At 49.0% G+C, this 17,815-nt stretch carries 15 protein-coding genes; 7 read left to right on the top strand and 8 right to left on the bottom strand.

The window, feature by feature from the left end; all coding sequences use genetic code 11:
- Positions 1-153: 153 nt before the first annotated feature.
- Complete coding sequence (gene acnB, locus ACTHUR_RS00675) at positions 154-2,739, top strand: bifunctional aconitate hydratase 2/2-methylisocitrate dehydratase (protein WP_004519365.1); 2,586 nt, start codon at positions 154-156, stop codon at positions 2,737-2,739.
- Positions 2,740-2,922: 183 nt separating this feature from the next.
- Here the strand turns inward: acnB and ACTHUR_RS00680 are convergent, their stop codons facing one another.
- Positions 2,923-4,317: a DEAD/DEAH box helicase gene (locus tag ACTHUR_RS00680; RefSeq protein ID WP_100066635.1), complete on the bottom strand. Its 1,395-nt coding sequence runs from the start codon at positions 4,315-4,317 to the stop codon at positions 2,923-2,925.
- A gap of 430 nt (positions 4,318-4,747) precedes the next feature.
- Here ACTHUR_RS00680 and ACTHUR_RS00685 point away from each other — a divergent pair, with 430 nt between their 5' ends.
- Positions 4,748-5,083, top strand: coding sequence for a hypothetical protein (locus ACTHUR_RS00685; RefSeq protein ID WP_004519367.1), 336 nt, complete (start codon positions 4,748-4,750; stop codon positions 5,081-5,083).
- Positions 5,084-5,291: 208 nt separating this feature from the next.
- On the opposite strand, the gene clpX is transcribed toward ACTHUR_RS00685, so the two are convergent.
- The gene (gene clpX / locus ACTHUR_RS00690) at positions 5,292-6,557 is read right to left on the bottom strand and encodes an ATP-dependent Clp protease ATP-binding subunit ClpX (protein WP_070695339.1); all 1,266 of its coding nucleotides are present in this window, start codon (positions 6,555-6,557) and stop codon (positions 5,292-5,294) included.
- A gap of 313 nt (positions 6,558-6,870) precedes the next feature.
- On the opposite strand from clpX, the gene ACTHUR_RS00695 reads away from it, so the two are divergent.
- Positions 6,871-7,779, top strand: a complete 909-nt coding sequence (locus ACTHUR_RS00695) for a serine hydrolase (protein ID WP_371440889.1) — start codon at positions 6,871-6,873, stop codon at positions 7,777-7,779.
- A gap of 108 nt (positions 7,780-7,887) precedes the next feature.
- A complete protein-coding gene (locus ACTHUR_RS00700; protein WP_150537636.1) occupies positions 7,888-8,661 on the top strand; it encodes a M48 family metallopeptidase in 774 nt (257 codons plus the stop codon).
- A gap of 62 nt (positions 8,662-8,723) precedes the next feature.
- On the opposite strand, the gene ACTHUR_RS00705 is transcribed toward ACTHUR_RS00700, so the two are convergent.
- Positions 8,724-9,218, bottom strand: coding sequence for a DMP19 family protein (locus tag ACTHUR_RS00705; protein WP_440361153.1), 495 nt, complete (start codon positions 9,216-9,218; stop codon positions 8,724-8,726).
- 112 nt (positions 9,219-9,330) lie between these two features.
- Here ACTHUR_RS00705 and ACTHUR_RS00710 point away from each other — a divergent pair, with 112 nt between their 5' ends.
- Both ACTHUR_RS00710 and ACTHUR_RS00715 read left to right on the top strand, forming a co-directional pair.
- A complete protein-coding gene (locus ACTHUR_RS00710) occupies positions 9,331-9,528 on the top strand; it encodes a zinc-finger domain-containing protein (RefSeq protein WP_036491686.1) in 198 nt (65 codons plus the stop codon).
- 3 nt (positions 9,529-9,531) lie between these two features.
- On the top strand, positions 9,532-9,888 hold the full coding sequence (locus tag ACTHUR_RS00715) for a hypothetical protein (protein WP_049348955.1): 357 nt from the start codon (positions 9,532-9,534) through the stop codon (positions 9,886-9,888).
- A gap of 6 nt (positions 9,889-9,894) precedes the next feature.
- On the opposite strand, the gene mutY is transcribed toward ACTHUR_RS00715, so the two are convergent.
- Entirely contained in the window at positions 9,895-10,929 is a 1,035-nt protein-coding gene (gene mutY, locus ACTHUR_RS00720; RefSeq protein WP_440361147.1) for an A/G-specific adenine glycosylase, read from the bottom strand.
- Between the two features lie 162 nt (positions 10,930-11,091).
- On the opposite strand from mutY, the gene ACTHUR_RS00725 reads away from it, so the two are divergent.
- On the top strand, positions 11,092-12,132 hold the full coding sequence (locus ACTHUR_RS00725; protein WP_049335428.1) for a zinc-dependent alcohol dehydrogenase family protein: 1,041 nt from the start codon (positions 11,092-11,094) through the stop codon (positions 12,130-12,132).
- 69 nt (positions 12,133-12,201) lie between these two features.
- On the opposite strand, the gene trmA is transcribed toward ACTHUR_RS00725, so the two are convergent.
- The 4 genes from trmA to ACTHUR_RS00745 form a co-directional block, all read right to left on the bottom strand.
- The gene (trmA, locus tag ACTHUR_RS00730) at positions 12,202-13,287 is read right to left on the bottom strand and encodes a tRNA (uridine(54)-C5)-methyltransferase TrmA (RefSeq protein WP_049335430.1); all 1,086 of its coding nucleotides are present in this window, start codon (positions 13,285-13,287) and stop codon (positions 12,202-12,204) included.
- Positions 13,288-13,404: 117 nt separating this feature from the next.
- Positions 13,405-14,907 carry a phosphate acetyltransferase gene (gene pta / locus ACTHUR_RS00735; protein ID WP_049344381.1) on the bottom strand — a complete coding sequence of 501 codons (1,503 nt, stop codon included), beginning with the start codon at positions 14,905-14,907 and terminating at the stop codon, positions 13,405-13,407.
- A gap of 149 nt (positions 14,908-15,056) precedes the next feature.
- Positions 15,057-16,133, bottom strand: coding sequence for a peptide chain release factor 1 (gene prfA / locus ACTHUR_RS00740; protein ID WP_049344380.1), 1,077 nt, complete (start codon positions 16,131-16,133; stop codon positions 15,057-15,059).
- A gap of 155 nt (positions 16,134-16,288) precedes the next feature.
- Positions 16,289-17,557, bottom strand: coding sequence for an Nramp family divalent metal transporter (locus tag ACTHUR_RS00745; protein WP_070504437.1), 1,269 nt, complete (start codon positions 17,555-17,557; stop codon positions 16,289-16,291).
- Between the last annotated feature and the right edge of the window lie 258 nt (positions 17,558-17,815).

Consider the following 17,815-nt stretch of genomic DNA (forward strand, 5'->3'; position numbering starts at 1 on the left):
TAAATAAAATAGTTTAAATTTATTACACTTAGTAACATAACTGTTCCCATTTTTTGAAAACTGGTCTATGATACTTAAAAGGATTGTTTACAATCCTTAATTGCAAATCATTTGCAATTATCCAGAAGAAAAAACAGAAAAAGGAACAAAGAGATGTTAGAAGCCTATCGTAAAGCCGCCGCCGAGCGCGCCGCCCTTGGTATTCCCGCCCTTCCTCTGACTGCTCAGCAGACTGCTGATTTGGTTGAGCTGCTGAAAAATCCACCTGCCGGTGAAGGTGAGTTCTTGGTTGAGCTGTTGGCTCACCGCGTACCACCCGGTGTGGACGATGCCGCCAAAGTTAAAGCCTCATTTTTGGCTGCCGTTGCCGAAGGCAGCGCATCCAGTCCGCTGATTTCCCCTGAGTATGCTACCGAGCTGTTGGGTACTATGCTTGGCGGTTACAACATTCATGCACTCATCGAACTCTTGGACAACGACAAACTTGCGCCTATCGCTGCAAATGGTCTGAAACACACTCTGTTGATGTTTGACTCTTTCCACGATGTTCAAGAAAAAGCCGAAAAAGGCAACAAATACGCGCAAGAAGTATTGCAATCTTGGGCAGATGCCGAATGGTTCACTTCTCGTGCCAAAGTTCCAGAAAAAATCACTGTTACCGTCTTCAAAGTCGACGGTGAAACCAATACAGACGACCTCTCTCCTGCACCTGATGCATGGAGCCGTCCTGATATCCCTCTGCACGCGCTGGCTATGTTGAAAAACCCGCGCGACGGCATCAATCCTGACAAACCGGGCGAAGTCGGTCCGATTAAATTGTTGGAAGAACTCAAAGCCAAAGGCCATCCGGTTGCTTACGTTGGCGACGTGGTCGGTACCGGTTCTTCACGTAAATCTGCTACCAACTCCGTGATTTGGCATACAGGCGAAGATATTCCGTTCGTACCGAATAAGCGTTTCGGCGGTGTGTGCTTGGGTGGCAAAATTGCTCCTATTTTCTTCAATACTCAAGAAGACTCCGGCGCATTGCCGATTGAAGTCGATGTATCTGCTCTGAAAATGGGCGATGTCGTCGATATCCTGCCTTATGAAGGCAAAATCGTGAAAAACGGCGAGATTGTTGCCGAGTTTGAATTGAAATCACAAGTATTGCTGGACGAAGTGCAAGCCGGTGGCCGTATTAACCTGATTATCGGTCGCGGTTTGACTGCCAAAGCGCGCGAAGCACTGAAATTGCCTGCTTCTACCGAGTTCCGTCTGCCTCAAGCGCCAGCTGAAAGCAAAGCCGGTTTCACATTGGCTCAAAAAATGGTTGGTCGCGCCTGCGGTTTGCCGGAAGGCAAAGGCGTGCGTCCGGGTACTTACTGCGAACCACGCATGACTACTGTCGGCTCGCAAGATACTACCGGCCCGATGACTCGCGACGAATTGAAAGACCTGGCTTGCTTGGGCTTCTCAGCAGATATGGTGATGCAGTCTTTCTGTCACACCGCGGCTTATCCAAAACCTGTCGATGTGAGAACTCATAAAGAATTGCCTGCTTTCATCTCTACCCGTGGCGGTGTATCCCTGCGTCCGGGTGATGGCGTGATTCACTCATGGCTCAACCGTCTGCTGTTGCCTGATACAGTCGGTACAGGCGGCGATAGCCACACCCGTTTCCCTATCGGTATTTCTTTCCCTGCAGGTTCGGGCTTGGTTGCTTTCGCAGCAGCCACGGGCGTAATGCCGCTTGATATGCCTGAGTCTGTATTGGTACGCTTCAGCGGCAAACTGCAACCGGGCGTCACCCTGCGTGACTTGGTAAATGCAATTCCGTTGTACGCGATTAAACAAGGTTTGCTGACTGTTGCCAAAGCCGGTAAGAAAAACATCTTCTCCGGCCGCATCCTCGAAATCGAAGGCCTGCCTGATTTGAAAGTGGAACAAGCCTTTGAATTGACTGACGCGTCTGCCGAACGCTCTGCTGCTGGCTGTACCGTGAAGCTCAACAAAGAGCCGATTATCGAGTACATGAAATCCAATATTGTGTTGATGAAAAACATGATTGCCGACGGCTATCAAGATTCACGCACTTTGGAACGCCGTATCAAAGCCATGGAAGCATGGTTGGCAAATCCTGAATTGCTCGAAGCGGATAAAGATGCCGAATACGCCGCCGTGATTGAAATCAACATGGACGACATTAAAGAGCCGATTATTGCTTGCCCGAACGACCCTGACGACGTGTGCTTCATGTCTGAACGCTCCGGCACCAAAATCGACGAAGTGTTCATCGGTTCTTGTATGACCAACATCGGCCACTTCCGCGCCGCCTCCAAACTCTTGGAAGGCAAGAGCGACATCCCGGTACGTCTGTGGATGGCACCGCCGACCAAAATGGATGCGAAAGAGTTGTCTGACGAAGGTCACTACGGTGTACTCGGCCGTGCAGGCGCGCGTATGGAAATGCCGGGTTGCTCATTGTGTATGGGTAACCAAGCGCAAGTACACGAAGGTGCGACTGTAATGTCCACTTCTACCCGTAACTTCCCGAACCGCTTGGGTAAAAACACCTTTGTTTACCTCGGCTCGGCTGAGTTGGCGGCAATCTGCTCCAAACTGGGTAAAATCCCGACTGTTGAAGAATACCAAGCCAATATCGGCATCATTAACGAGCAGGGCGACCAAATCTACCGCTACATGAACTTCAATGAAATCGACAGCTACAACGAAGTAGCCGAGAAAGTGAATGTTTAATATAGCAAGGTAAACCGATTTTCAGACGGCCTTAAATAATAAAGGCCGTCTGAAACGGAAAAATAAAGGGCGTGTTCATCACGTCCTTTTTATTTTTAGTTTAATAAAAGGCCGTCTGAAAGATAAGTTTCAGACGGCCTTTGCTTAGGATAAATAATCAGAAAACCGATTAATCAGCGTTGTTTACTTTACGCCAAAACCAGGTTGGAGCAGGGCGCAAGGCTGACGCTCGTGACGGCTGCGGCGTGTTCTGCCGGCAATTTTGCCGCAGACAATACCCGGATCGTTTTTCTCTTCTGCTTTTTTTGAGCTTTTATCTGATTTATTCGCGTATTCGTTGCGTTTGTTTCTATCTTCGCGGCGAGAGCGGCTGTCGTTGTGCTGAACCGGTTGTGCTTCAGCTTCATCTTGATTGTCGTTGCCCCACCAATACGGCTCAAAGCCTTCGATGCGTTCCACATTCAAATCGCTGCCGGTCAGCTCTTTAATGGATTCAAACATTTTCTGTTCGGTTTTATCCATCAAGGAAATGGCAACGCCGTCGGCACCGGCCCGGCCGGTGCGTCCGATGCGGTGGACGTAGTCTTCAGGTTGGGTTGGCAGCTCGTAGTTGATGACAAAAGGCAACTCGGCAATATCCAAACCGCGCGCAGCAACATCGGTGGCAACCAAAACGCGTAATGTGCCTTCTTTAAAGGCGTTGAGGGTTTCCAGTCGGCTTTGTTGGGATTTGTCGCCGTGGATGGATTGAGCGGCAATGTTGCGGCGGACGAGGTCGCGGGTAACTTGATCGACGCTTTGTTTGGTTTTGCAGAATACAATGACTTGATTCATATGCAAATCAACAATCAGACGTTCGAGCAGGTTGCGCTTTTTGAGTGCATCAACGGCGATGATGTGTTGCTCGACATTGGCGTTGGTGGTATTTTGCGCAGCCACTTCAACCATTTCGGGCGTGTGCATAAAATCTTGCGCAAGTTTGCGGATAGGCGGTGAGAAAGTGGCGGAAAAGAGCAGGGTTTGTCGCTGTTTGGGCAACATCTGCATGATTTTGCGGATATCGTCGATGAAACCCATATCAAGCATACGGTCGGCTTCATCGAGTACGACGATTTCAACTTTGTTTAAATTAATGTTTTTTTGTTTGACGTGGTCGAGCAGTCGGCCAACCGTAGCGACAACGATTTCACAACCAGCGCGCAAGTCGGCAGTTTGTTTGTCCATATTGACGCCGCCGAAGAGGACGGTATGGCGCAAAGGAAGATTTTTAATGTATGCCTGCACGTTTTGATCGATTTGATCGGCCAGTTCGCGGGTAGGGGTTAATACCAACATGCGGACAGGGTGCATGGCAGGGGAGGTGCTGGATGTGGCGTAGCGTTTCAGGCGTTCGAGGCTGGGCAGCATAAAGGCGGCGGTTTTACCTGTGCCGGTTTGTGCTGCGGCCAAAAGATCGTGTCCTGCCAAGGCTTTAGGAATCGCTGCGGCTTGGATAGGCGTCGGGTTTTCATACCCTTGATCGGTCAGGGCAGAGACTAATTCGCTGCCTAAACCGAGTGAAGAGAAAGGATTCATGATGGTGGCTTTCTGTTCAGACGGCTTTTTGAATGGTGAGGCCGTCTGAAAAATCTGATTCTGAAATGGATAAACCGCAGTATGATTTTGATTCTGCGGTTTGAAAAAAATGGGGAGCGGAATAATCCGTCAAGTAGCCCATTATGCCATAAAAAGATGGACTCCCCAAATGATGGTTGCGGCTAGAATTGACCAAGTTTTGATATTTTTACAGTTCAAAAACAGAAAAATTTACTGGCCTGCAAGGTTTTGAGTTTATTGAGGATTAAGCATTTGTCTTAACGTCAATAGAATTAATTTATCAAAAACTTACAGGCTGAAATGAAACTAAATTGTACTCACGTACTCAATATTGAGGTGCAGAGCTTGTTTTGTAGCCTGTATCTCCCGTTTAACGGTAAACCATAAAATCAAAATTTAGGAATATACAATTATGAAAACTTTATTGATCGCTCTTGCAACCGGTAGCCTGATGTTGGCAGCTTGTTCTTCTTCCAAACCTGCTGAAGAAGCGGCAGCGCCACGCGTCACTGTTGAAGAAGCAATGACCCAATGCCAACAGGCATCTGGTGAAAATGCTGACCGCGCTGTGTTTGACGCCTGCATGAAAGACAAAGGCTATCAACGTACCGCTGAATCAGCTGCTTCCGAGCCTGCTGCCTCTGAACCTGTAGCAGCGCCTGAGGCTGTTACTCCTGAAGCTGCCGCATCCGAGCCTGCTGCTAAAGCCGCTCCTGCAAAAAAAGCTGCTAAAAAAGCAAAAAAATAAGCTTCATAAAATTCAAGGAAGTCACTCTCATCAATACTCCGGATGAAGACAGACTTAGAGCAACTTGAAAACAAAGGCCGTCTGAATATGTTTCAGACGGCCTTTGTTTTTTTATGTATAAGGGCATTATTAGGAAATATGGTTTTGGTTTTATTAAGAAAATAAAAAAGACGTGTAACGGGTACACGTCTTTTTCGGAGAATAAACCTTATTGCTTATATTCGCTGCCGTCTTCACGGAAAAGTTTTGGCTGTTCGCCTTTTTCCACGACCTCTTTATTGATGACGACTTTTGCTACGTCTTTCAAATCTGGTAGAGTGTACATGGTGTCTAAGAGGCAACGTTCGACGATAGAGCGCAGGCCGCGCGCACCTGTTTTGCGTTCCATTGCTAGTTTGGCGATGCTGCGCAAAGCATCTTCTTCAAACTCAAGGCCGACATCTTCCATTTCAAACAAGGTTTGATATTGTTTGACCAAGGCATTTTTCGGCTCGGTCAAAATGTTGACTAAAGCATCTTCGTCCAATTCTGTCAATGTAGCAATCACGGGCAGACGGCCGATAAGCTCGGGAATTAAACCGAATTTAATCAAATCTTCAGGCTCGACTGTCTCAAACAGAGCTGAAATATCGGCGTTTTCATCTTTACTGTGCACCGCCGCACCAAAGCCGATACCGCCTTTTTCAGTACGTTGACGGATGACTTTTTCCAAGCCGGCAAATGCGCCACCACAAATAAAGAGGATGTTGGTGGTATCAACGTTGATGAATTCTTGGTTCGGATGTTTGCGGCCGCCTTGAGGGGGAACGCTGGCTACCGTGCCTTCAATCAGTTTCAGCAAGGCTTGTTGCACGCCTTCGCCAGATACGTCGCGCGTAATGGACGGATTGTCGCTTTTGCGTGAAATTTTATCGATTTCATCGATATAAACGATGCCGCGCTGGGCTTTTTCAACGTCAAAATCACATTTACCCAAAAGTTTGGTGATGATTTGTTCGACGTCTTCACCGACATAACCGGCTTCGGTTAAAGTTGTGGCATCCGCCATGACAAAAGGTACATCCAGTTTGCGCGCCAAAGATTGCGCCAACAAGGTTTTACCTGAGCCGGTAGGGCCGATGAGCAGGATGTTGGATTTGGACAATTCAACCTTGCCCTCTGCTTTTGGATGGCGCAGGCGTTTGTAGTGGTTGTAAACCGATACTGCCAACGCTTTTTTTGCGTGTTCCTGACCGATAACGTGGTCGTTGAGGTTGGCAACGATTTCGGCCGGGGTAGGCAGTTTTTTCTCGGTGTTTTCTTCTTTTGCTTTGGCAAGCTCGTTTTCAATTTCGCCGGATTCGTTGTCTTGCAGCATCATGCCGCAAGTTTCTACACATTCGTTGCAGATGAAGGCGTGTTCGCCTTCGATCAGATTTTTAACGTCGTTTTCGGACTTCCCGCAAAATGAACAGGTGCGTTTTTCTTCAGACATAATAATTTCTTCGTATGGTTGTATGGAGGCTGTGTTGTAAAGGGGGAACAGATATTTCGGGCGTATTGCCGGATTGAGGGAATGCCTCTGACAAGGGAGCCTAAGTATAATGACTATCTTGTGTTTTTTCAAATCAGAGCAGGCATTGCGCCGTATCGTCTAAGAAACAGATGAGGGCGCTGGATTTGAATATCTCGCAAACAAACGCAAAGTTTTCTCAACTCGCTTTACAATTAGCGAAAAATTTAACAGAATGTTGAATTAAATGTATTTTTTTGAATTGGCAGATATGAAATTCTATAAAACTTTAGGAATGGTATGGACAGGTGTGGCATTGGCTTTTGCTTCCGCGCCTGCCGTTGCCGATGATATGGATGTATTGGGACAATTTTTGGAGCAAAATTTCCCAGTGCAAAATGACCCGATGGAAGCTTTTGCGTTGAGTCATGCCGACCAAGTCGAAGCTCAAGCCGCTTTGGCCGGTCCTCTGCTTTCTTCGCAATCTGCTTTGATTTTCAATAATAAAACCGGTGAAGTGCTGTATCAGAAAAACCCTGATCGTGTCATGCCGATTGCTTCTATTTCCAAATTGATGAGTGCGATGGTGGTTTTGGATGCGCATCTGGATATGAACGAGCCGATCACGATTACCGAGGCTGAAATCGACCGTCTGAAAGGTACGGGCAGCCGCTTGAGCATCGGCACGACGCTGACACGCGGCGAATTGTTGCATTTGAGCCTGATGAGCAGTGAGAACCGTGCCACTCATGCATTGGGCCGTACTTATCCGGGCGGTATGAGCGCGTTTGTTGCGGCAATGAATGCCAAAGCGCAAAGCCTGGGTATGACCAGCAGCCGTTTCTATGAGCCTACCGGTTTGAATTTCCAAAACGTTTCAACTGCGCGTGATTTGAACCGCATGGTTGCGGCAGCCAGCAAATATCCGCTGATCCGTAAAAATTCGACTTCAAATTACGGCTCGGTTTGGACGGCAAACGGTCGTCAAAACTACAAAAACTCCAATGCCTTGGTGCGTGAGGGCAGCTGGAATATTGAATTGCAGAAAACAGGCTATATTCGTGAAGCAGGACGTTCTATGGTGGTTAAGGCCAATGTGCAGAATCAGCCGATTACCATTGTGTTGCTCAACTCTCCGTCTTCCACAACCCGCGTGAACGATGCGCGTAAGATTGAGTCTTGGATGCTGCAGCGCCGTTCTTAAATATTACGCTTAAAGGCCGTCTGAAACCGTTCAGACGGCCTTTTGTGTAAAGTGTATTAAATTTGGGTACAATGTCGTTACATTAACTTAAAAACACAGAGAGAAAACATGTTGAAAAAATGGAATAAAAAATATTGGGCCGGCATGGGCGTGATTTTGGCGTTGACCGGCTGTACTTCTGTAGCGGATATGGTTGGCTACGATACTGCGACTTTAAATGAAGACGCGGCTAAAAGTTATTCACAAGTCATTCAAAAAGCGCGTGGTCAAAAAGCTTTGGATGTTTCCTCTCCAACTGCTCAACGTGTTCAACGTGTGTTTGCACGTCTGCGTCCTCATGCTGAGCGCGCTAACAAAACCGGCGTGCCTTTCAATTGGCAGATGAACGTTATCCGTAGTGATGAAATGAACGCATGGGCGATGCCGGGCGGTAAAATGGCCGTGTACACCGGCATAGTAGAAAAATTGAAGCTGACGGATGCTGAAATTGCCGCCGTTGTCGGCCATGAAATGACCCATGCTCTGTTGGAACACAGCAAAAAAGCTTTGGGCGGACAAGTGTTGACCGGCTTGGGCGGTTCGATTTTGGCCAGCTCAACCGGTGTGGATGGTGATTTGGTTGGCTTGGGTGCAGATTTATTGGCAACCAAACCGTTCTCGCGCCATCAGGAAAGCGAAGCGGATGCCGGCGGTGTGCGTTTGATGGCTGAAGCAGGCTACAACCCTGAGGCTGCGGTAAGCGTGTGGGAAAAAATGAACAAAGTACAGGGCGGCAGCTCATTGTCTATTTTGTCGACCCACCCGACCAATCAGGCGCGTATCAATGCAATCCGCAAAATGTTGCCTGAAGTAATGCCGATTTATCAGAAGAACAAACGTTAATTCGACGTATTGATGATTTTGCCGGTTTGAACGGATGATTCAAACCGGCAAAGTTTTAGGTTTCAGTCTGACAGTTTTGCAAATTTATCCCAATTTGCCTGAACGTAGGCTGCTGCGGTTTCCAAGTCTTCGTCGGCAACGTCATAATAATCGCCGTCAAGTTCTTCAAAATCGGGAAAAGCTTTGCGGATTTCGTCGAAATCCCTTTGTTCGTCTGCCATTTTTTCAATGGCTTCGCCGTGTTTTTCGTACAGGGCTTTGGCTTTGTCTAAGATTTTCGGTATCGGCTTGATGCGCCAGCGGCGCAGGCTGTCGGCAACCGGGTTGCCGAAGATGTATTCTCCGTATCCTGAAGCGATAAGCTGTACGAAGCCGCCTTCTTGAACCTGGCTGTCGAGGTAGCAAAGGGCGGTCAATGTATGCTGTTCGTCGTTGAGACCGGACATTTCCTCGTCGCCTGCCTGTTCGGTGTGGTCCAAATAGGCTGCGCTGAGTGTATAAAGAAATGAAGCGGAATCGGAAGTATCGAAATCTTGAATGCTAAGCAGGGTGGTCATCATCATCAAAGGCCGTCTGAAAAAAGTGATTATATAATGTTTCAGTCTGAACCTAGCGGCCGTTTTGCTTTACAATATCGGAAGATAAGAAAACATAGTGAGGAACCAAACCATGAGTACACAATCTGAAAAAAACGTTGTAGTCATCAAGCCGCAGGATTTGCCGCTGCATTGCTCCGGCCCTAATCATGAGACATGGAACGGCCATCCGCGCGTGTTCTTGCCGATTCAGTCCAACAGTGAGATTGAATGCCCGTATTGCAGCACTTATTACCGTCTTGATGGCGAGATTCCGCATCACCATTACTAATCTATGCCTATGTTGAACAAAATCATCTGCGCCTTGTGCCTGAGTTTGTGCGCTGCATGCGGCTCGTATAAGGCCGTGCGCCCTGATGCGCCGTTACCGGTCATTGCACAGGCGCAGACGTATTCTGTCCGTTATCAATCCGCACAAGGTCGGACGATTACTGCAATTTATATCAACAGCCACAGCCCGATGATGGTTGAGCTGCGTGAAGGCAATACGGTTGAGAAACTGGTGCAAGTCCGCTTGCGCAGTCAGGGCGTCGAGTACGCCAATCCAAGCTCGCGTTGGCAGATTGGCGATGGGTTTGCCGTATTGATTCGAGGCGGAAAAGAAGTTGTATTTAAAGAGATTGTGGAATAGGGCGGTTTAGCCGTTTGCCAAATATTTGATTAAAGGTTTGGGCAAACCATAATCTGCCAAATGTTCCGATGATACCCAAAGGCCGTCTGAAAGATGTTCAGACGGCCTTTGTTGCGTCTGAAAAGGGGTAATCATCAATAAGCGGTGGGTCAGGCGGTGGGTAAACGTGGTTTGTTCTTCAAGGCCGTCTGAAACAATGCCGAAGCGTTCGGCGTAAGCATACAAATCGTCTAATTTTTCAAAACAGGGTACGCAATACAGACCGCCCCAAATGCCTTTGGCAGGGCGTTTTTCAAGCAATAATGCGCCGTCTTGGTTACGAATAATCAGCCAGTAAAGCGGCAGGGTATGTACTTCAAGGGTGATTTTTTTGCGCGGCAGCTCGTCAATACGGTTTTGTTTTTTTGCTTCGCAGATGTCTGCCATAGGGCATTGATGACACAAAGGTTTTGTCCGTTTGCATACTGTTGCGCCCAAGTCCATCAAGCCTTGCGTGTAGGCAGGCATATCGGCGTTTTCAGACGGCAGCAGGCTTTCGGCGAGCGACCAGAGCGAGTTTTCAAATTTTTTGTCTTGCGGATTGCCGTCTTGGGCAAAAACACGGCAGAGAACGCGTTTGACATTTCCGTCCAAGATGGTTTCGCGGCGGTTGAAGGCGAAGGCAGAAATGGCGGCGGCTGTACTTCTGCCTACGCCGCAGAGCGTTTCCAAGTCTTTGCGCTCGGAAGGAAAGATACCGCCGGATTGTTCGACGACTTGTTGCGCGGCTTTGTGCAGGTTGCGTGCGCGGCTGTAATAGCCCAAGCCTGCCCATAAAGATAAAACCTCGTCTTGCGGCGCGGCGGCAAGAGATTGCACAGTTGGGAATTTGGCTAAGAAACGCGGATAGTAGTCCAATACGGTGGCAACCTGCGTTTGCTGGAGCATGATTTCTGAAAGCCAGACGGAATAAGGATCTTTGACCTGCCAAGGCAAGTCGTGACGGCCGTGTTGCCGTTGCCAATCAATGAGTCGGCGTGCGAATGATGTGGGTATGTTCATTAATATTTACCTTTTAATTATTTATTTTTAAAACAATACGTTATATCATAATATTATAAATAATAATCAGAATTGACTTATCTGGTGGAGGGGTATATAAATATAGTTAACGTGGATTTACGCAGTATTGTTAAAGTTTATTAACCGCTCAAGGAGATTCACATGAAAGCAATGGTTTATCACGGCGCAAACGACATCCGTTTTGAAGAAAAGCCCCGCCCTCAAATTATCGATCCGACCGATGCAGTCGTCAAAATTGTTAAAACCACGATTTGCGGTACTGACTTGGGTATTTGGAAAGGGAAAAACCCTGAAGTTGCCGACGGTCGTATCCTCGGTCATGAGGGCATCGGTATTGTAGAAGAAGTCGGCGATGCTGTAAAAAACATCAAAGTCGGTGATAAAGTCATTATTTCATGTGTCAGCAAATGCTGTACTTGCGACAACTGTAAAATCCAACTTTATTCACACTGCCGCAACGGTGGTTGGATCTTGGGTTATATGATTGACGGTACTCAGGCCGAATACGTCCGTACGCCTTATGCCGACAACAGCTTGGTTCCGCTGCCTGACAACGTCAACGAAGAAGTTGCCTTGCTGTTGAGCGATGCTTTGCCGACCGCCCACGAAATCGGCGTGCAATATGGCGATGTGAAACCCGGCGATACCGTATTCATCGCAGGCGCAGGCCCTGTTGGTATGTCTGCGTTGTTGACTGCGCAACTGTATAGCCCTGCCGCCATCATTGTTTGCGATATGGACGAAAACCGCTTGAAACTGGCGAAAGAATTGGGCGCGACCCATACCATCAACCCTGCTTCCGGCGATGTGAGCAAGCAAGTTGCCGCTATCGTCGGCGAAGATGGCGTAGATTGCGCCATCGAAGCGGTCGGTATCCCTGCGACTTGGAATATGTGCCAAGACATCGTGAAACCTGGCGGCCATATTGCTGTGGTTGGTGTACATGGTCAATCCGTTGATTTTAAACTGGAAAAACTGTGGATTAAAAACCTTGCCATTACTACCGGCCTGGTTAACGCCAATACTACCGAAATGCTGATGAAAGCCATTTCCAGCAGCTCAGTGGATTACACCAAGATGATGACCCACCATTTCAAATTCAGCGAATTGGAAAAAGCTTACGATGTATTCAAACACGCTGCTGAAAACCAAGCCATGAAAGTGGTTTTGGAAGCGGATTGATTTGAAAATCACTTAATATGCCGTTAATTAAAGGCCGTCTGAACATTCAGACGGCCTTTTTGTATGGTTTTATTTTTTCTTCTTCAACCAAACGCCGCTTTCGATATGGTGGGTAAATGGGAATTGGTCGAACAGGGCGGCGCGTTCGATGGTATGGGTTTGACAGAGCGTGTCGAGGTTGGTGCGCAGGGTCTCAGGATTGCAGGAAATATAGAGGACGTTGTCGAATTGGGCAACTAATTTGAGCGTCTCATCATCAACACCAGCGCGTGGAGGATCAACGAAAATGGTTGAAAAATCATAGTTTTTCAAGTCGACGCCTTGTTCTTGCAGGCGGCGGAATTCACGGTTTTGCGTGTAGGCCTCGGTAAATTCTTCCGCAGACAGACGAGCGATTTTGAGATTGGTAATTTGGTTGGCTTCAATATTCCATTGGGCGGCGTTGACGGAAGTTTTGGAAACTTCGGTTGCCAGCACCTGATTGAAATGTTGCGAAAGCGGCAGGGTGAAATTGCCGTTACCGCAGTACAGCTCAAGCAGGTCTTTGCCTAAGTTTTGCGCGGCATCACACGCCCAAGTCAGCATTTTTTGGCACACTTGGGCATTGGGTTGGGTAAAGCTGCCCTCGATTTGACGATAGCGGAAGGTCTTGCCGTTGACTTCCAATGCTTCGGTCACAAAATCTTGGCTCAATACGATTTTTTGTCCGCGGCTGCGGCCGATGATATGAATGCCCAAATTGTGCGCCAGCTCTTGCGCGGCTTGTTGCCATGCGTCGTTCAGCTTCTTGTGGTAAATCATGGTCACCAGCATTTCGCCGCTTAAAGTGGATAAAAATTCGACGGCGTACCAGCGGTTTTTCAGTTCGGGATGATTGGACGCGGCTTCAATCAGTTTCGGCATCAAGGCATTGATGGATTTGGACGCGGCAGGAAATTGGTCGCAACGGATCAGGCTTGCCCCACTTGCCTTTTGCCCGCGCTCAAACATGGCATAAAACATTTCGCCGCCTTCATGCCAGATGCGGAACTCGGCACGCATTCTGTAATGCTGTTCCGGAGATTCAAAGACTTCGATTTCAGGAAAATCCAGTCCTTGGAAAAGTTGCTGAAGATATTGCTTTTTGTCGGCTAGTTGTTGCTGGTAGGCAGTCATTGGGGCAGTCTTTCAGAAAATAATGGCGAATTATAATATAGTTGGCGCAAATATACGAAAGGCCGTCTGAAACATCGGTTTCAGACGGCCTTTGATTTCAAAGCATCAGCTTGTCAATCAGCCTTGCATTTGTTTGGCTTGAACGGCAGTCAGGGCGATGGTGAAGACGATGTCTTCAATCAATGCGCCGCGGGACAAGTCGTTAACCGGTTTACGCAAACCTTGCAACAACGGGCCTACGCTCAGGACGTTGGCGCTGCGTTGTACGGCTTTGTAAGTACAGTTGCCGGTATTGAGGTCTGGGAAAACTAAAACGGTTGCTTGACCGGCAACAGCGCTGCCCGGAGCTTTGGATTGGCCGATAGATGGAACGGTAGCCGCATCGTATTGCAACGGGCCTTCGATGGCCAAATCAGGGCGTTTTTCATTAGCCAGTTTGGTTGCTTCTATCACTGCATCGACATCAGGGCCGCTGCCTGAGTTGATGGTAGAGTAGGAAATCATGGCCACTTTGGGATCGATACCGAAGGCTTTGGCGCTGTCGGCAGATTGGATGGCGATGTCGGCCAGTTGTTCCGGAGTTGGGTTCGGGTTAACCGCGCAGTCGCCGAATGCCAAAACTTGGTTAGGCAGCAACATGAAGAATACGCTGGATACAAGGCTTGCACCCGGAGCGGTTTTAATCAGTTGCAGGGCAGGGCGGATGGTGTTGGCAGTAGTGTGGACTGCGCCGGAAACCAAACCGTCTACGTCGTTTTGAGCCATCATCATGGTACCCAGTACGACGGTGTCTTGCAGCTGTTTGCGTGCATCTTCAGGAGTCAGGCCTTTGGATTTGCGCAATTCGCACATTGGTTCAACGTATTGTTCAACCAAAGTAGCTGGATCAATGATTTCCAAAGAATCGGGCAGGGAGATGCCGCGTTCTTTCGCTACGGCTTCAACTTCTTCGCGGGTCGCCAACAGTACGCAACGGGCGATGCCTTTTTCGTGACAGATAGCGGCAGCGGCGACGGTGCGTGGTTCTGCGCCTTCAGGCAGGACGATGCGCATATCGGCTTTGCGTGCGAAATCGATCAGGTTGTAACGGAATTGGGCTGGAGACAGGCGTTTGGCTTCGCGTTTGGCCAAAGCGGATACGTCTTGCAGTTTGTCGCTGGAGCCGAAGAAAGTCAGGCCGGTTTGCTCGGCAACTTGTGCGCCTAAAGCAGCGGCTGCGCCGTCAATGATAAAGCCTTCCAATAAGCCCGGGGAGTTGGTGTAGAGCTGTTTGGTGAGGTTTAATTGTTGGGCAACGGCGGCTGCGTCGGAGTTGTCGGATTTCAGCGCCAATACAACGCCTGCGTCCAAAGACAACGCCAATTCGACGTTTTTGCCTGCCAAGAACAATTTGTCCGCATCAGGAGTGATGCCTTCGATAACGAGGTTATCTGCGTTCAATGCTGCAACTTTACCGACAAGCGCGTCGAACCAGTCGTCGCTTTTGCCTTGAGCCAACAGGGTTTCTGTAGTGGAGTCAACGGCTTGGAAAACTTGCGCATTCAATGCCGCTGCAAATGCTTTTGCCGCTGCATCGGCGCTCAGGCCGGTAGATACCGGTGCGATCAGGATTTTTGCCATTTTGTGTCCTCTCTTTCGGTGATTGTAGAAGAGTGTTGCTGTTGTGCAGCTGGTGCTGCATTTTATCACTTTGGGATAACATATACACGGTCATATTGACATATGTCATCAGGCCGTCTGAAAAGTATAAACGCAATGGACCAAATCCATCAATCCCCCATTGCCGCCAAAAGCTCGGCTTGATGCTCGGCAATCAGGGCATTGGTGATTTCTTCCAAATCGCCGTCCATCACAAAATCCAGTTTGTGCAGGGTAAGGTTGATGCGGTGGTCGGTCACGCGGCCTTGCGGGTAGTTGTAGGTGCGGATGCGTTCGCTGCGGTCGCCGCTGCCGATCAGGGATTTGCGTTCGGCGGCTTCTTTGGCTTGGGCTTCGCGTTTTTGCGCGTCGTTTAAGCGGGCGGCGAGGACTTTCATCGCCTGCGCTTTGTTGGCGTGTTGGCTGCGGCCGTCTTGGCATTCGACTACCATGCCTGTCGGTAAGTGGGTAATGCGGACGGCGGAGTCGGTTTTGTTGATGTGCTGACCGCCCGCGCCGGATGCGCGGAAGGTGTCGATGCGCAGGTCGGCGGGGTTCAGTTCAATGTCTTCCAGTTCGTCCGCTTCGGGCATGACGGCAACGGTACAGGCGGAGGTGTGGATGCGGCCTTGGCTTTCGGTAGCAGGGACGCGTTGCACGCGGTGGCCGCCCGATTCAAATTTCAGACGGCTGTACGCGCCTAAGCCGATAATGCGGGCGATGACTTCTTTATAGCCGCCCAATTCGCTTTCGTTGGCGGAAACGATTTCAACCTGCCAGCGATTGCGCTCGGCGTAGCGGCTGTACATACGCAGCAAATCGCCTGCAAACAGAGCAGCTTCGTCGCCGCCGGTACCGGCACGTACCTCGATAAAGATGTTTTTATCGTCGTCGGCATCTTTTGGCAGTAGTAGTTTTTGCAATTCGGTATCGAGTTTGTCGATTTTGGCTTTGGCCGTTTCAATTTCTTCGGCAGCAAAGTCTTTCATTTCAGGGTCGGACAGCATTTCTTCGGCATCTGCCAAGTCGCTTTGCGCCAGCTGATAGTTTTGGAAGACTTCGACGACGGGCGTCAATTCGGCGTGTTCGCGCGTGAGTTTGCGGTAGTTGTCCATATCGGACGTGGCTTCAGGCTGTCCGAGCAAATGTGTGACTTCTTCTAGTCGGTCGCTGAGTTGTTGTAGTTTTTCTAAGATAGACGGCTTCATAAATTTTCCAAAATACGGATGCCGTCGGGTGGTCTGCAACGGCGAAATAAGGCGTTATTATAATGGGTTTGAATGAAAATTCAAAAAGATATGATGGATTGGAAAGGCCGTCTGAAACCTGTTTTTAAGTTTCAGACGGCCTTTTTTATATGGGCTTATTTAGGCGCAGCCAAGATGCCTGTTTGGTTCAGTAGGAATAAAACGGTAAAGCCGGTCAAATAAATCAAACCAATAATGGCGAGGAAGTTCATCCCCATGGTCAGTTTGTGGCGTTTGTCGCCTTTAACGAGGCGGTAGTTCAGCCAAGCGAATACAGGGGCGGCAACGAAGGCGGTAATCATGGCAAATTTGAGCAGTTCCGCCATTGCGCTGTTGAACCAGAAAATCACGGCCAAGCCTGAGCCTGCAACCCAGACGTTCCAAGCAAACAATTCGGCATTGCCGGTTTTGTCTTTGCCGCGCAGCAGGCGTACCGGTTCGGCAATCGCACGTGCGTAGCCGTCCACTACGGTAATGGTGGTGCCGTACATACAGGCGAAGGCGATAAATGCCACCAGCGGACGAGACCAGTCGCCGATGGTCACGGCGTACATATTAATCAGTTGGCCAACATATTTGCCGCCCGCCATTTGCACTTCCTCTCCGTTGCCGTATTGTACATATGCACCCAAGGCGAGGAAAACGACCGCCAAAATCGCGCTGGTGATATAGCCGACGTTGAAGTCGAAAATGCCGTCGCGGTAGCTGGAAGGGTTGATGCGTTGTTTTTCGGTAACCCACAAAGAGTTGATGGCGGAAATTTCAATCGGTGCAGGCATCCAGCCCATCAGTGCGATGAGGAAGCCCAAGCCTGCCAGTGTCCACGGGGTAGGCTCGATAAAGTCGGGTTTCATCTGCATGCCGCGAGACATGGCCACGGCGGCTGCGGCGACGGTGGCAATGGTCAGGCTGACGATGATGATTTTGGAAACGTTGTCCAATGCTTTATAGCGGCCGCTTGCCAAAATCAGCAGGCAGGAAACCATAATCATGACGGACACCATGCCGGCATCGAAAGTCAGCGATGGGATCGCCATTTTGACGATGGCGGCGGTAACGATGGCGACTGCACCGGCATTAATCGTTGCCGATGCAATACACAAAATCAAAAATACCCACAAATAAACGCGGCTTTTTTCGGCATAGCCCTCAATCAGGCTTTTGCCCGTGTCCAGCGTGTAATGTGCGCTGAAGCGGAAAAAAGGGTATTTGAACAGGTTGGTCAGAATGATAATCAGCGCAAGCTGCCAGCCGTAAAGTGCGCCTGCCTGCGTGGAGGCAATCAGGTGCGAGCCGCCGACTGCCGCCGAAGCCATCATGATACCCGGGCCGAGAGCATTGATTTTGCTCTTCCAGGTGGAAGCGTGTGTATGTTGTTCAGCCATAATTAGTTTCCGCCTTTTTCAGACGGCCTTATTATCAATAAAAAGCATATTTTAACGTAAATAAAAAGTTTGCCCAATAATATGCGTAATACTTTTTATCAATCAAAAGGAAAATACGGTGTTAAAAAGCCGAGATGACGGAGTGAACGATATTTTGTGCCAAAAACATTTTTCCAGACGGCCTTGTATCGCTTTTTATTCATGAACATGGGGTAGGGAGGGCTGAGTGTGTCCGTTTGGAAACGGAACGGCCGGGCG

It is taken from the genome of Neisseria sp. P0021.S007, assembly GCF_051956855.1.

Coding starts and splice junctions, on each gene's coding strand:
- acnB (WP_004519365.1), top strand. CDS start 154: ATGTTAGAAGCCTATCGTAAAGCCGCCGCCGAGCGCGCCGCCCTTGGT.
- ACTHUR_RS00685 (WP_004519367.1), top strand. CDS start 4,748: ATGAAAACTTTATTGATCGCTCTTGCAACCGGTAGCCTGATGTTGGCA.
- clpX (WP_070695339.1), bottom strand. CDS start 6,557: ATGTCTGAAGAAAAACGCACCTGTTCATTTTGCGGGAAGTCCGAAAAC.
- ACTHUR_RS00695 (WP_371440889.1), top strand. CDS start 6,871: ATGGTATGGACAGGTGTGGCATTGGCTTTTGCTTCCGCGCCTGCCGTT.
- ACTHUR_RS00700 (WP_150537636.1), top strand. CDS start 7,888: ATGTTGAAAAAATGGAATAAAAAATATTGGGCCGGCATGGGCGTGATT.
- ACTHUR_RS00705 (WP_440361153.1), bottom strand. CDS start 9,218: ATGACCACCCTGCTTAGCATTCAAGATTTCGATACTTCCGATTCCGCT.
- ACTHUR_RS00710 (WP_036491686.1), top strand. CDS start 9,331: ATGAGTACACAATCTGAAAAAAACGTTGTAGTCATCAAGCCGCAGGAT.
- ACTHUR_RS00715 (WP_049348955.1), top strand. CDS start 9,532: ATGCCTATGTTGAACAAAATCATCTGCGCCTTGTGCCTGAGTTTGTGC.
- mutY (WP_440361147.1), bottom strand. CDS start 10,929: ATGAACATACCCACATCATTCGCACGCCGACTCATTGATTGGCAACGG.
- ACTHUR_RS00725 (WP_049335428.1), top strand. CDS start 11,092: ATGAAAGCAATGGTTTATCACGGCGCAAACGACATCCGTTTTGAAGAA.
- trmA (WP_049335430.1), bottom strand. CDS start 13,287: ATGACTGCCTACCAGCAACAACTAGCCGACAAAAAGCAATATCTTCAG.
- pta (WP_049344381.1), bottom strand. CDS start 14,907: ATGGCAAAAATCCTGATCGCACCGGTATCTACCGGCCTGAGCGCCGAT.
- prfA (WP_049344380.1), bottom strand. CDS start 16,133: ATGAAGCCGTCTATCTTAGAAAAACTACAACAACTCAGCGACCGACTA.
- ACTHUR_RS00745 (WP_070504437.1), bottom strand. CDS start 17,557: ATGGCTGAACAACATACACACGCTTCCACCTGGAAGAGCAAAATCAAT.